Here is a 12,681-nt window from a genome sequence, read left to right on the forward strand (position 1 = left end):
TTGTGTTTCACAAGGGGGTCGTCGGCACCCGGCCCTCCACCAGCGCCGCGAGCAGCGTCGACGCGGCCCCGAGGTCGGGTGCCCGCGAGGCGAGCACGTCGGAGTACAGGAAGGCTTCACCGAGCCGGACGATGGCGTAACACAGGCTTTCCAGGCTCACCGCCGGCACGAACCCGCCGTCCTCGACGTCGCGGCGCAACAGGTCGACATGTGCCGCCATCACCCTCGGCTGCACCCGGCCGTGCGGGTCGGTGAGGATCCGGATGGCGACGGTCGGCTCCTCGTCGAGGAACCGCCGGAACCCCTTGTTGCCCGCGATGGCCGAGCGGTACTCCCGCATCACGGCGAGGCACCGCAGCTCACCGTCGGCATCGCGCACAGCGGATCCCTCGGTCCGCTCCCACGTCCGGACCGCGGCCGCCATGGTGTGGTCGGCGAGGTACCAGAGCGCCTCGCCGAGCAGGTCCTCCCGGTTGCCGACACGGCGGAACAGCGTGCTGCGCGAGATGCCCAGCTCGTGGGCGAAGGTACGGGTGTCCATGCGGATGCCGCGATCGATCCAGTGCGCTGCGGAACGGACGATCTCGTCGGCGGTGGGGCTCACGACCGCCGATGGTACGTCCGCCAGGGGCACATCGTGCCGGATCCCACCACACACCGGTGATTGCACCGATGCGGCACCTGGCGTCCGTTTGCCACAGTCGGTCACCGAACGTGTTCAACGGCGAACGGAGAGGGCACATGCGAAGAGGCGCACGAATCCTGTGTGGACTGTCGGCGGTCGCGGCACTCGCGATCGCGCCGACGGCGCAGGCAGTGGACAACCCGTACGAGCGGGGCCCGGACCCCACGGAGAACAGCATCGAGGCGTCGCGAGGCCCGTTCTCGGTGTCACAGACGACGGTGTCGAGCCTGGTATCGGGCTTCGGCGGCGGCACCATCTACTACCCGACCAGCACGTCGGAGGGCACTTTCGGCGCGCTGGCCATCTCGCCGGGCTTCACCGCGAGCCAGTCCAGCATCGCGTGGCTGGGCCCACGGCTCGCGTCGCAGGGTTTCGTGGTCATCACCATCGACACGAACTCGATCTACGACCAGCCGGCGAGCCGAGGCGACCAACTGCGAGCGGCGCTGTCGTACCTGACCAGCAGCAGCACCGTCCGCTCCCGCATCGACGCCTCCCGCCTGGCGGTGGCAGGCCACTCCATGGGCGGCGGCGGTTCCCTGGAGGCGGCGCAGGACCAGCCGACCCTGCAGGCGGCCATCCCGCTCGCGCCGTGGAACTCGCAGAAGTCCTGGTCGACCCTGCGCGTGCCGACGTTCATCATCGGCGGCGAGAACGACTCGGTCGCATCGGTGTCCTCGCACGCCATCCCGTTCTACAACTCCATCCCGTCCTCCGCGGAGAAGGCGTACATGGAGATGAACGGCGCGAGCCACTTCTTCCCGAACACGTCGAACACCACGGTCGCGAAGTACATGATCTCGTGGCTGAAGCGCTTCGTGGACAACGACACCCGCTACGAGCAGTTCCTGTGCCCGGCGCCGAACGACTCGGACATCGAGGAGTACCGGAACACCTGCCCGCACGCGGCCTGACCCAACGCGCTGAGGGGCAGCGAATGCCGTGAGGGTGCGGATGGGGACGCTGGGCGTCGCTGTCCGCACCCTCACAACCACACCACGCCCAACCAGATCGACCGCAGCCGTGGCCCCTCCCGAAATCCACATGACGGGTCGGGGCGGCGGCCGGTTGGCCGCGAAAGGCGCGTTCACGGCATCCCCAGTGCCGTGAAAGGCGCGTTCAGGACGTTGAGTGCCCTGAAAGCGCCTTTCACAGCATGACCAACGCCGCGAACGCGCCTTTCACAGCACAACGGGACGTCGCGAGGGCGCGGGAGACGCCGGGGGCGCCGGGGGCAAACCCCATCCGGCGAGAACAAACCACGAACCCACCCCGGCCAACGTAAAGCAAGCAGCACTAGTTGTGCCGACAACCAGCCGAAAGGTCGTCCACAGACAAGATCAACTCCGCCCGTCGTACCCCCGTCCAGCGGCCAGCAACCCCAACATCAACTCGAACTTGTCATGCGCGTCGGCCAGACTGCGGCCGGTGATCGACTCGATCTGCTTCATCCGGTAGATCACCGTGTTCCGGTGGCAGTACAACGCCTGGGCGGCATGCGTGGGCGACCCGTCGTGGGCCAGCAGGGCAGCGAGAGTCTCCAACAGGGTGTCGGCCAGCGAAGGCGGCTGGGCCAGCAGCGGCCCGACGGTGGAAGCGACCAGCACCGGCACGACCTCGGGGCTCCCGGCCAGCAGCACCTCGGGCAACCGGTCGGCGAGCGCCACCAGCCGGTGCGCACCCCGGGGCAGGGACTCGGCGGCCCGGGAAGCCAGCTGGTAGGCGGTGGCGAACCCGGCCAACCCGTCAGCACAGGCGGCGACCCCGACCCGCCCGGCCACACACGGCGCGAGCTGGTCGCACACCTCCTGCACGGACAACCGCGACACCAGCCCGAAGTAGTTGCCCCCACGCACGTGCCAGTGCGACACCACCCCGCCCCGCTCCAACCGGTCCTCCGGCGCGCGCAACGGCTCGTCCAGCGGATCCAGGAAGGGCGCGACCACACACAGGATCGCGTCGTCGGCGCCGAGGCCCAGCTCCTCCCGCGCCTCCCTGGCGAACTCCGGGTCCGCGCCACGCCCCTCGACCAGCCCGTCGAGGAAGCTCTGCTGACGCTGCAGGTCCCGCCGCTGCAACCGCGTCGACTCCCGCCGGTAGGACTCGACGAGGATCGCGTTCTGCACGTCCAGCGCCGCCCACAGCTTCTGGCCCGCGAACAGCAGCAGGTGCTCGCCGATCTCCACCTCGTGGTCCCAGCCCTGCCGCAGCAGCGCCTCCCACAGCGTGCGGGTGCCGAGCGTGTACGCCGACAGCACCCGGTCCATCGGCACGCCCTGCCGTGCGCGGAGCCTGCCGGTCTCCCGCCAGACGTCGATCGCGCGCTGGTCCGGGTCGGGGACCCCGGCCATGGTCTGGATGCCGCGGCGGATGTGCTCGCGGGTGCTCGACCGCAGGTCGGCCTGGCGGTCCGGCCGCTGCTCCGACCAGTACGGGTCGCGGGCGAGCAGGGTCAGCGTGATGTCGTCGGCGATGGCGTCTGCCTGGCCGAGCAACGAGGCCCATGCCCGTTCGATCTCACGCTCCATGGCGGGCTCGAGCGTGGGCACTCTGACGGCGTCCATGTCGGCAGCGTTGCACGCGATTGCACAGAATGACCAGTCCGGGAGTCCGGTTCAGGTCGGTTCGCACCACTGATTTTGTGCGCCGCGCCCATGTTCTCGATCGTGCGGTGGGACCAAAGTTCTACCCACGTTGAACCCCAGCGTTGGGAGCCGTGCGTGGCAGAGACCTTCGAGATGTCCGGCGTGTCGGTGAACTTCGGCGGGCTGGTCGCGCTCTCCGACGTCTCCCTGTCCGTCGCAGCGGGCCAGGTGCTCGGCGTGATCGGGCCGAACGGGGCAGGCAAGACCACGCTGTTCAACGTGGCCTGCGGGTTCGTCCGGCCCGACACCGGCACCCTCACCTGGCGTGGTGAGGAGCTGCGCAAGCTGCGCCCCCACCAGCTCGCGGGCCTCGGCATCGCGCGCAGCCTGCAGGAGCTGGGCCTGTTCGACCGGATGACCGTCCTGGACAACGTGCTCGTCGGCGCGGACCGGCACGCGACGACCGGCTTCTGGCCCGCCCTGCTCGGCCTGCCGAGACGCGCGAAGGACGAGCGCGCGCTGCGGGACCGCGCGATGGCGGCGCTCGAGGAGTTCGACATCGCCGACGTCGCGGCGCGCTACCCGGCGAGCCTGCCCTACCCGGTCCGCAAGCGGGTCGCGCTCGCCCGCGCGCTGGTCGGCGAGCCTGACCTGCTGCTGCTCGACGAACCGGCCAGCGGGCTGTCGTCGGCCGAGATGGCCGAGATCGGCGAACTGGTGCGCGGGCTGACCGACCGCATGTCGGTGATGCTGGTCGAACACCACATGGACCTCGTGATGAGCGTGTGCGACGACATCGTGGTCCTGGACTTCGGGAAGGTGATCGCCCGCGGCGCCCCCGCCGAGATCCAGGCGGACCCGGCTGTGCAGGCGGCCTACCTCGGCGAGGACGTGGTGACCGGTGCTGACAGTCGATAACCTCTCCGCGGGCTACGGGCCGGTGCCCGCGCTCGACGACGTGAGCCTCACCGCGGGGCACGGCGAGATCACCGCGGTGCTCGGCGCGAACGGCGCGGGCAAGACCACGTTGCTGCGCACCATCTCCGGGCTGGTCCGCGCGCGGTCCGGGACCGTGTCGCTCGACGGCCGCCCGCTCACCGGCGTGTCCACCGAGGACCTGCCCGCGCTCGGGCTCGCGCACGTGCCGGAGGGCAGGGGCGTGCTCGCGGAGCTGACCGTCGAGGAGAACCTGCGGCTCGGCGCACTCGGGTCGCGGCGGAAGACGACCGCTGCCGACCTGCGCCGGATCTACGACCTGTTCCCGGTGCTCGCCGAGCGCGGGACCGGGCTCGCGCACGTGCTGTCCGGCGGCGAGCGGCAGATGCTGGTGATCGGCCGCGCGCTGCTGTCGCGGCCGAAGGTGCTGCTGCTCGACGAACCGTCGCTGGGCCTCGCGCCCAAGGTCGTCGTGCAGATCTTCGAACTGCTCCGCGGGCTCGTGCGCGACGACGGGCTGACCGTCGTGCTCGTCGAGCAGAACGCGCGGAGCGCACTGTCCATCGCGGACCACGGTGTCGTGCTCAACCTCGGCAAGGTGGTGGTGCGCGACGACGCGGCCACCCTCGCCGCGGATGACGGCCTCCGCCACGCCTATCTCGGATTCTGACAGGGGGCCTCGTGCAGCAACTGCTGACCACCGTGCTCACCGGCGTGACGCTGGGCGTGGTGTACGCCGCGTTCGCGCTGGCGCTCGTGCTGATCTGGCGGGCGACGCGGATCGTGAACTTCGCGCAGGCGCCCATGGCGATGATCACCACGTACATCGCACTGGTGCTGATCGACGCGGGCTACTCGTACTGGCTCGGGTTCGCCGCCGCCCTGCTGTCGGGTCTCGTGCTCGGCGCCGTGGTGGAACGGTTCGTGGTCCGGTTCGTGTCCGGCAAGTCCGAGATCAACGCGGTGATCCTCACGCTCGGGCTGTTCATCGTGCTGCACGCACTGGCGGCCATCGTGTTCGGCTCGCGGTACCGGTCGTTCCCGGCGCCGTTCGGGTTGCGCGGCTTCCAGATCGGCGACACGACGATCGCACTGACCGGGTTCGGGGTGTTCACGGTCGTCGCGGTCGCCGTGGTCATGGTCGGGCTCGTGCTGCTGTTCCGAGGCACCGACCTGGGGCTGCGGATGCGGGCGTCGGCGTTCAACCAGGAGGTGTCACGCCTCCTCGGCGTGAAGGTCGGGCGGATGCTGACGCTCGGCTGGGCGCTCGCCGCGCTCGTCGGCTCGCTGTCCGGGCTGCTGATCGCGGGCGGCGGCCTGGTCCACCCGTCCTACATGGACGGTGTGGTGGTGTACGGGTTCGTCGCCGCGGTGCTCGGCGGGCTCGACAGCCCGGTCGGCGCCGTGGTCGGCGGGCTCCTGCTCGGGCTGTCGCTGAGCCTGGTCAGCGGGTACGTCGGTTCGGAGCTGGTACCGCTCGCCGCGCTGGTGATCCTGATGGCGGTGCTGTTGCTCAAACCCGGCGGCCTGTTCGCGAGCGTCCGTGAGCGGAGGGTCTGACATGGTGCGCAGGCATCTGCTCCTCGCGCTCGGCGCGCTGGTGGTCGTCGTGCTCGTGCTGGAGACCACCAGCCAGTTCCGCAACGCGCAGTTCGCCGCCATGGCCTACTACGCGATCGCGGCGGCCGGCCTGACCATCCTCACCGGACTGAACGGTCAGCTGTCCCTCGGGCACGGCGCGCTGATGGCGGTGGGCGCGTACTCGACCGCGCTCATGCTGCAGTCGCGGGAGGGAACGTTGCCACTGCTGGTGATCCTGGCACTGGCGACGGTGATCACGGTGGTGGTCGGCGCGCTCGTCGGCGTCGCCGCCGCGCGGTTGCACGGGCCGTACCTGGCGGGTGCGACACTCGCGCTCGCCGTCGCCATACCGGGGATCCCGCTGTACTTCAGCGAGTGGCTCGGTGGCGAGCAGGGCCTGAACGTGCGGATGCCGGAGATCCCGGTCTGGCTCGCGGACGCGGCGTACTTCGTGACGGGCCAGGAACTGACGCAGATCAGGTATCTCGCCTACCTGGGCTGGCTCGGCGTGATCGTGGTGTTCGTGCTGCTCGCGAACCTGTCGCGGAGCCGCGTCGGCCGCAACTGGCAGGCGGTGCGGGACGACGAGGTGGCGGCCGAGCTGGCCGGCATCAACCTGGGCCGCGCGCGGGTGCAGGCGTTCGTCGTCAGCGCGGGGTGTGCTGGGCTCGCGGGCGGGCTCCTGGCGTTGTCGGCGCGACTGGCTGCGCCGAGCGGGTTCACGTTGACCTTGTCACTGCTGCTGTTGTCGGCGGTGGTGCTCGGTGGTTTGGGAAGTCTTGTCGGGGCGCTGGTCGGGGCGGCGCTGCTGACGTTCCTGCCGCAGGTGGTGACCGGGGCCGGCACGGACCTCGGCCTCACCGACGTGCAGGCCGCGCAGCTGGCGCCGTTGATCTACGGCCTGGTCACCGTCCTGGTCGTGCTGCTCGCACCGGCCGGCCTCGCCGGCGGGCTGCGGAAACTCATTCACTGGAGGCGAAGTTCATGAAGCGCTGGTACACAGGTACGGCGTTACTCCTCGCCATGGCGGTCACGGCGACCGCCTGCGGCGCGGGCGGCAGGCCGGAGGGCGAGGAGAAGGGCTCGACCGTAGGCATCACCGACACGACGATCAAGATCGGCGCGCACTTCCCGCTGACCGGCGTCGCGGCGCCCGGGTACAGCGAGATCCCGAGCGGCCACCAGGCGTACTACGACTACGTCAACGCGAACGGCGGCGTCAACGGCCGCAAGATCGAGTTCGTGGTCAAGGACGACGGCTACAACCCGACGAACACCAGCCAGGTCACCAACGAGCTGGTGCTGAACGACGAGATCTTCGCGATGGTCGGCGGTCTTGGCACCCCGACGCACAGTGCCGTGGTGGACTACCTGAACGACGCCAAGGTCCCTGACCTCTTCGTGTCGTCCGGCTCGCTGCAGTGGGGCGACTGGCCGAAGGAGAAGCCCTTCACGTTCGGCTGGCAACCGGACTACGAGATCGAGGGCAAGATCATCGGTGACTGGGTCGCCAAGAACATGCCGGACGCCAAGGTGGGCCTGTTCCTGCAGGACGACGACTTCGGCCGCGACGGCGAGAAGGGCGCACGGCGGTACCTGGACAGCCAGATCGTCGCGGTCGCGAAGTACACGCCGGGCAACACCGACGTGGCGCCGCAGATCGCGCAGCTCCAGGCGGCCGGTGTCGATCTGGTGCTGGGCTTCAACGTCCCGTCGTACACCGCGCTCAGCCAGCTGGTGTCCCTGAAGATCGGCTTCAAGCCGAAGTGGTTCTACAGCAACGTGGGCTCGGACCCGGCACTGGTCGGCTCCCTGCTGGCCCGCTTCTCGGAGGGCGCCGTGACCGACAGCGCGTCACTGCTGAACGGCGTGATGTCCACCGAGTACCTCCCCGGCATGGACGCGCCGGACGACCCGTGGATGAAGCTGTGGCAGAAGGTCTGGGACGAACACGGTGCCGACGGTGAGCTGACCAACTACCGCGTCTACGGCATGTCGCAGGCGTACACGTTCGTCCAGGCGCTGCAGGCCGCGGGCCAGGACCCGACCCGTGAGGGCATCGTCGAAGCCATCGAGAAGTCGGGCGCCTCCTTCGAAGGCCCTGGCATAGCCCCGTTCCGCTACACCGGCGACAGCCACCTGGGCATCTCGGGCATGTCGGTGGTCGAGATCCAGAACGGCATCGGCGAGGACCTGACCCCGGTCCTGGTGACCGACCTTGGCGACACCCCCATCAAGGAGGACGACTCGGCGGCAGGCGACGCACCCCCGTCGAACGGCATCCCGGACGTGAAACCCGCGGAGTAACCGCGGCCCCTCGAACGGCGGCGCAGGCAACCGCGGCAACGCGGAAGCCACGCCGCCGTTCGACATGTTCGGCCACAGCAATAAAAATCGCGAACGGCGCCATCAGAAATATAATGGTCCACAATCCGGGCGACCACATAGTGATTGACGCCGACGTTGCGTATAAGTCCACGAGTTGTCACACAGCGCGTTCGACTACCGTGCTCGGCTAGGCCAAACGGGTGGCAGACGCGGCGCCTTCCGCGTGAATACTCATACTCAGCGTCGCATTACAGGCCTCAAACCCCCTTCGCGACACCATGGGTGACGTTGAGTCGTCAATTCTTCGCGGGCGGCTCTAATCTGGAAAAGGGCGCGTCGCACCCTCCCAGAAACGTGTGTCGCATAACAAACACCCGGTGGGAACGACGTCGTACCGATTACTAGTCAACCCGCAATTATCCGTTCCGACTTACTGTCTCGTTCGGCGAACTGCGACCGGTCCACCAGGGGGCATCCGGCGCCTCGTCGACGACGACGGGAAGGGGGTACCAGTACCGATGAGAAGTTCACAGTGGCGTCGTGGTTTCGCCTGTCCTCTCGCGACCCGCCGGTGCGCCGCGTGACCGAGTACCAACTGAACACGGAGGACGAGGCGACGAGCGCCGCCATCGGGCGCGCGCTGGGGGATGAGCTGAGGCGCACGCGGGAGGCGCACGGCTGGAGCCGCGCGCAGTTCGTGAAGCGCCTGCCGTCACGCATCGGCGACCGGACACTGCTGGCCTACGAACACGGCCTGCGTCAGCTCACCGTGCTACGGCTGATAGAGCTGGCCGAAGGTCTGCAGGTCAGCGCCTCGGTCGTCCTCGGGCAGGCGCTGCAGCGCGCTCGCATCAACGTCCAGAACCTCGTGTTGCGAGTGGACCTCCGCCAACTGCTCGCGGACACCAACAACACCTACCGGCCGATATTTCCCTGGGCCCGCAACCGGTTGAACGACGACCCGGAAGGGATCGTGGACCTGACACCCGCCGCGGTGCGCGAACTCGCCGCGTTCCTCGGCCGCACGCACGCCGAGCTGGCCACGTACCTGGCTCAGTTCACCCCGGAGCCATCCGGTGTGGACTAGTAGTACGGAAGGTATGTCGGGCGGATGCCGTAGTAGGGAAGGTAGTCCGCGTGGATCTCCCCGGCCTGCTTGGACTCGACGGCCTGGTGACTCACCACCGAGGGCTCCGCGAGCTGGTCCGCCGCCAACGAATCCGAAGCAGGTGCGACCACGGCCGCGACCACATAGAACACTGCGCCAATCACTGTTTTGGAGCCTTCCGGAGAGGGACCGAGACGACGTGGAGTGCTTGCCTGCCACGCCGTCCACATGATCATGAGGATCCGGAAGTTAGCCCTGTCCCTGTGCCGTGGTCAACTGACGCTACGTAAATCGGTCGGCCACGCAACAGCTGATCAGCGCGTTCACATTTTCGTGCATCACTCTTTCAGGTGACGGATTCGGGTGGCACCACCCACTGCGGCGGGTCGGTCACGAAGTCGTGACCGGCCGAGTCCGCGCGTGCCAAGGGAACCGTCCGCTCCGCGACCTGGAACGCCTCGTTTATCTTGGCATGCACTCCCGTCGCCCGACCGGGTGCACCCGTGTAGTCGTGGAGGTCGGCGGCCTGGCGCCAGATGCTCAGCGCTTGGTCGAGTTCGCCGCCTGCGTGCAACGCGTCGCCCAGCACCTCGGCCGCGTCGGCCTGACCGGCCAGGTTCTGGCTGCCGCGAAGCACTTCGACCGCTCGCCGGCCGAAGCGGATCGCGGCGTCGAAACGCCGCCGGTCCCTGTTGGTCCGGCACAGGGCCACACAGGCCCGCGCCACGGCGGCGAGGTCGGGGACGCTCTCCGCCATCGACAGCGCCGACTCGCAGTGCGCCGCCGCCACCTCGTAGTCGCAGAGCTCGCGGGAGATCGAACCCAGTTCGAGCAGACAGTGGGTCTCCGCGGACTTCTCTCCCAGCCTGCGCGCCTGCCACCGCGCCTCGTGCAGGTGCTCCACCGCCTCGCGATGCCGGTCGATGGTGCGCAGCACGCCACCGATGGCGACGTGGAACCAGCTGACCCCCTGGTGGTCTCCGACGGCCTCGGCGATGGCCAGACCGCGTTCGAACAGGCGCAGCGCCTCGGCGGGTTCCCCCTGACGTGCGGCCAGCTGCCCGAGCTGGTGCAGCACGACGGTCCGGCCGCGGTCCAGGTCGGCCCGTTCCGCCACCACGAGCGCGGCCTCGAGGTGTTCCCTCGCAGGCACGTACGCGCCGATCGTGATCTCGGCCATGCCCAGCCCCACGAGCGCCGAGGTCTCCCCACCCGGGTCGCCGATCGTCCTGGCGGACGACGCGGCGAGCGAGTAGACCGCACGGCTCTCGATCGTGCAGCCGGACCGGTCGAAGAACGTCGCGACCGGATCGGTCAGCCGCCACACGTGGTCGTGGTGGCCCGTCTCGTGCGCGTGGCGGATGACCGCGGTCAGGTTCGTCCGCTCCCGGTGGAACCAGTTCAACGCGTCGGTCGGCGTGAGGAACGGCAGCCGGTCCGAGGTCGGCTGGTTCGGCGGGGTCAGGTAACCGGGGTACAGCAGGCACGCCGCTTCCGTCGCCGCGGCGATGTAGAACCCGAACAACCGGTCCCGTGCCGCTTCGCGGGTCTCCGCCTGCTCGTCCCGGTCGAGCCGGTACGCGGCGTAGTCGGCCACGAGGTCGTGCATCCGGAAGCGGTCGAGCTCGTCCGCCTGCTCGATCATGTGCGCACCCGCCAGCGCGAGCAGGCTGCGCGTCGTCTGCGCGGGCGTCCGCCCGTCGCAGGCGTACGCGACGTCGACCGACATGTCCGGGCCCGGGTGCAGTGCGAGCAACCGGAACAGCCTGCGCTCCGGCTGGCCGAGAGCCCGGTAGGACGAGGAGAAACAGGCCTCACCCGGCGGTGGCCCCTCGCCGTGCTCCCCCACCGTCATCAGCAGGTTCCTGCGGTTCAGCCGCACCGCGAACTCGTCCAGCTGCTCGACCGACTTGCCTGCCAGCTCGTCCGCGAGCACCGTGATCATCAGCGGCAGGCCACCGCACAGTTCGACGAGCCGGTGGTCGTCGGGGATGGGCGCGCTGGTGTGGGTCGACAGCAGTTCCGCGGACTCCGCCGGGCTCATCGGGCGCACTGCGATCCGCCGCGCGCCCGTGGCCACGCGCAACCGGGACAGCCGTTGCCTGCTGGTGACCACCACCATGCAGGACGACAGCAGGGCCACGAGATCACGCACGTGGTCGGTGTCCCTCGCGTTGTCGAGGATCACCAGGGTGCGCCTGCCCGCCAGCAACCGGCTGAGCAGCTGGGCCCGCTGACGCTGGTCCAGCAGCTGGTCCGGACGCTGCCCCAGGGCGATCAGGAAGTCGTCCACGACCGCCGCGGGCTCCACGACGGCACCGCGTTCGGAGAACCCGAAGAGGTCCACCATCAGCTCGCCGTCCGGGAAACGCGACCGGACCCGATGTGCCCAGTGCACGGCGAGCGCGGTCTTGCCGACGCCACCCGACCCTTCCAGGAGCACCACGCCGCTCTGTCCCGCGGCGGCCTCGTCGAGTGCGGCGAGCTGTTCGCAACGACCGATGAAGTCCGGCAGGTCGTGCCTCAGCTGGTGGGGGACCTCGGTGGGCCGCGGCGGGTTCGGGACCGGCTGTCCGCCGGCCAGCTCGGAGTGGTGCTGCCGGAGCAGCTCCGCCGCGTGGTCCTCACCGTCGCCGCGCAACCGTTTGCGGGTCGCGATGTAGAACCGGGTGGCTTCCGGGATACGGCCCCAGCCGTACAGGGCGGTGAGACGCAGCTTCGCCAGGTGCACGTCGTTCGGGTAGTCGGCGAGCAGGTCGTCCAGCGCGGTCACGGCCTCGTCGTACCGCCCGAGGTCGATCAGTGCCCGCACCCGGATCGTGTGCGCCGCGAGCCATTCGTTGTGCAGCAGACGTTCGCGGAAGGCTCGCGCGGGTTCGCTCGCCAGGTCGGCCAGCGGCTCTCCGCGCCACAGCCACACCGCGCGCTCCACCAGGTCGATCACGCGCGCCGGGTTGGCGTCCGCGCACGTGCGCGCATCGGCGACCAGGTCCCGGAAGCGGTGGATGTCGATGGACGACCGGTCCACCTCCAGGCGGTAGCCGCCCTGCGCCGCACGCAGCTTCGGTGGTGACGGCAGCCGTTCCAGCGCACGGCGGATCCTGGTCGCGTACGTGTGGAACGTCGGTCCCGGGTTGGCGGGGGCCGGCTTGTCCTGCGGCCACACCCACTTCAGCAGCTTGTCGACGGGCACGACCTGGTTGGCGTGCACGACGAGGGTCGCCAGCACGGCGCGTTCCCGTGGCTTGCCCCACGTGTCGTCCGCACTGCCGTCCAACATCAGCGCGGTCGTGCCCAGAATTCCCAGCATCTCTCGTCACCCAGCTTTCGCCCCATACAAAGCTGGCACCTACCCCGTCGGATGCTACTAATTCGAAGGGGCGCCGTCCGGTACGTGACACAATTGTTGTGTGACCAGTCGTCGACAACTCGGGGAAACTCATACGACGCCCAGGAGA

General features: G+C 69.2%; 11 protein-coding genes. 7 read left to right on the top strand and 4 right to left on the bottom strand.

Translation table 11 applies throughout. The features are described 5' to 3' along the window. Nucleotides 1-7: 7 nt before the first annotated feature. Nucleotides 8-604, bottom strand: coding sequence for a QsdR family transcriptional regulator (locus tag FHR82_RS29510; RefSeq protein ID WP_184813817.1), 597 nt, complete (start codon nucleotides 602-604; stop codon nucleotides 8-10). 137 nt (nucleotides 605-741) lie between these two features. Between FHR82_RS29510 and FHR82_RS29515 the strand changes: the two genes are divergently transcribed. After that, complete coding sequence (locus FHR82_RS29515) at nucleotides 742-1,599, top strand: alpha/beta hydrolase family protein (RefSeq protein WP_184813818.1); 858 nt, start codon at nucleotides 742-744, stop codon at nucleotides 1,597-1,599. Nucleotides 1,600-2,025: 426 nt separating this feature from the next. On the opposite strand, the gene FHR82_RS29520 is transcribed toward FHR82_RS29515, so the two are convergent. Beyond that, nucleotides 2,026-3,249, bottom strand: a complete 1,224-nt coding sequence (locus FHR82_RS29520) for a PucR family transcriptional regulator (RefSeq protein WP_184813819.1) — start codon at nucleotides 3,247-3,249, stop codon at nucleotides 2,026-2,028. Nucleotides 3,250-3,423: 174 nt separating this feature from the next. Between FHR82_RS29520 and FHR82_RS29525 the strand changes: the two genes are divergently transcribed. The 6 genes from FHR82_RS29525 (at nucleotide 3,424) to FHR82_RS29550 (ending at nucleotide 9,202) form a co-directional block, all read left to right on the top strand. Further along, a complete protein-coding gene (locus FHR82_RS29525; RefSeq protein ID WP_221464489.1) occupies nucleotides 3,424-4,188 on the top strand; it encodes an ABC transporter ATP-binding protein in 765 nt (254 codons plus the stop codon). Then, complete coding sequence (locus tag FHR82_RS29530; RefSeq protein WP_184813821.1) at nucleotides 4,172-4,876, top strand: ABC transporter ATP-binding protein; 705 nt, start codon at nucleotides 4,172-4,174, stop codon at nucleotides 4,874-4,876. Before FHR82_RS29525 ends, FHR82_RS29530 begins: the two co-directional genes overlap by 17 nt. 11 nt (nucleotides 4,877-4,887) lie before the next feature. After that, nucleotides 4,888-5,766 (top strand): branched-chain amino acid ABC transporter permease, encoded by an 879-nt coding sequence (locus FHR82_RS29535; RefSeq protein ID WP_184813822.1) that lies wholly within the window; start codon nucleotides 4,888-4,890, stop codon nucleotides 5,764-5,766. Nucleotide 5,767: 1 nt separating this feature from the next. Continuing rightward, nucleotides 5,768-6,775, top strand: a complete 1,008-nt coding sequence (locus FHR82_RS29540; RefSeq protein WP_184813823.1) for a branched-chain amino acid ABC transporter permease — start codon at nucleotides 5,768-5,770, stop codon at nucleotides 6,773-6,775. Then, nucleotides 6,772-8,094, top strand: coding sequence for an ABC transporter substrate-binding protein (locus FHR82_RS29545; protein WP_184813824.1), 1,323 nt, complete (start codon nucleotides 6,772-6,774; stop codon nucleotides 8,092-8,094). The genes FHR82_RS29540 and FHR82_RS29545 overlap by 4 nt, the downstream gene beginning before the upstream one ends. A gap of 601 nt (nucleotides 8,095-8,695) precedes the next feature. Next, nucleotides 8,696-9,202: a helix-turn-helix domain-containing protein gene (locus FHR82_RS29550; RefSeq protein WP_184813825.1), complete on the top strand. Its 507-nt coding sequence runs from the start codon at nucleotides 8,696-8,698 to the stop codon at nucleotides 9,200-9,202. Here FHR82_RS29550 and FHR82_RS29555 read toward each other — a convergent pair. Together FHR82_RS29555 and FHR82_RS29560 are read right to left on the bottom strand one after the other, a co-directional pair. Beyond that, complete coding sequence (locus FHR82_RS29555) at nucleotides 9,199-9,375, bottom strand: hypothetical protein (protein ID WP_184813826.1); 177 nt, start codon at nucleotides 9,373-9,375, stop codon at nucleotides 9,199-9,201. The two genes, FHR82_RS29550 and FHR82_RS29555, sit on opposite strands and share 4 nt — an antisense overlap. 194 nt (nucleotides 9,376-9,569) lie before the next feature. Continuing rightward, entirely contained in the window at nucleotides 9,570-12,533 is a 2,964-nt protein-coding gene (locus tag FHR82_RS29560; RefSeq protein WP_184813827.1) for an AfsR/SARP family transcriptional regulator, read from the bottom strand. Nucleotides 12,534-12,681: the final 148 nt, after the last annotated feature.

It is taken from the genome of Actinophytocola algeriensis (genome assembly GCF_014203735.1).
GTDB classification, from domain to species: domain Bacteria; phylum Actinomycetota; class Actinomycetes; order Mycobacteriales; family Pseudonocardiaceae; genus Actinophytocola; species Actinophytocola algeriensis.

Bases quoted from the DNA above. Each gene is read 5' to 3' on its own strand.
- FHR82_RS29525 (WP_221464489.1), top strand. From the start codon at position 3,424: ATGTCCGGCGTGTCGGTGAACTTCGGCGGGCTGGTCGCGCTCTCCGAC.
- FHR82_RS29545 (WP_184813824.1), top strand. From the start codon at position 6,772: ATGAAGCGCTGGTACACAGGTACGGCGTTACTCCTCGCCATGGCGGTC.
- FHR82_RS29540 (WP_184813823.1), top strand. From the start codon at position 5,768: ATGGTGCGCAGGCATCTGCTCCTCGCGCTCGGCGCGCTGGTGGTCGTC.
- FHR82_RS29560 (WP_184813827.1), bottom strand. From the start codon at position 12,533: ATGCTGGGAATTCTGGGCACGACCGCGCTGATGTTGGACGGCAGTGCG.
- FHR82_RS29520 (WP_184813819.1), bottom strand. From the start codon at position 3,249: ATGGACGCCGTCAGAGTGCCCACGCTCGAGCCCGCCATGGAGCGTGAG.
- FHR82_RS29515 (WP_184813818.1), top strand. From the start codon at position 742: ATGCGAAGAGGCGCACGAATCCTGTGTGGACTGTCGGCGGTCGCGGCA.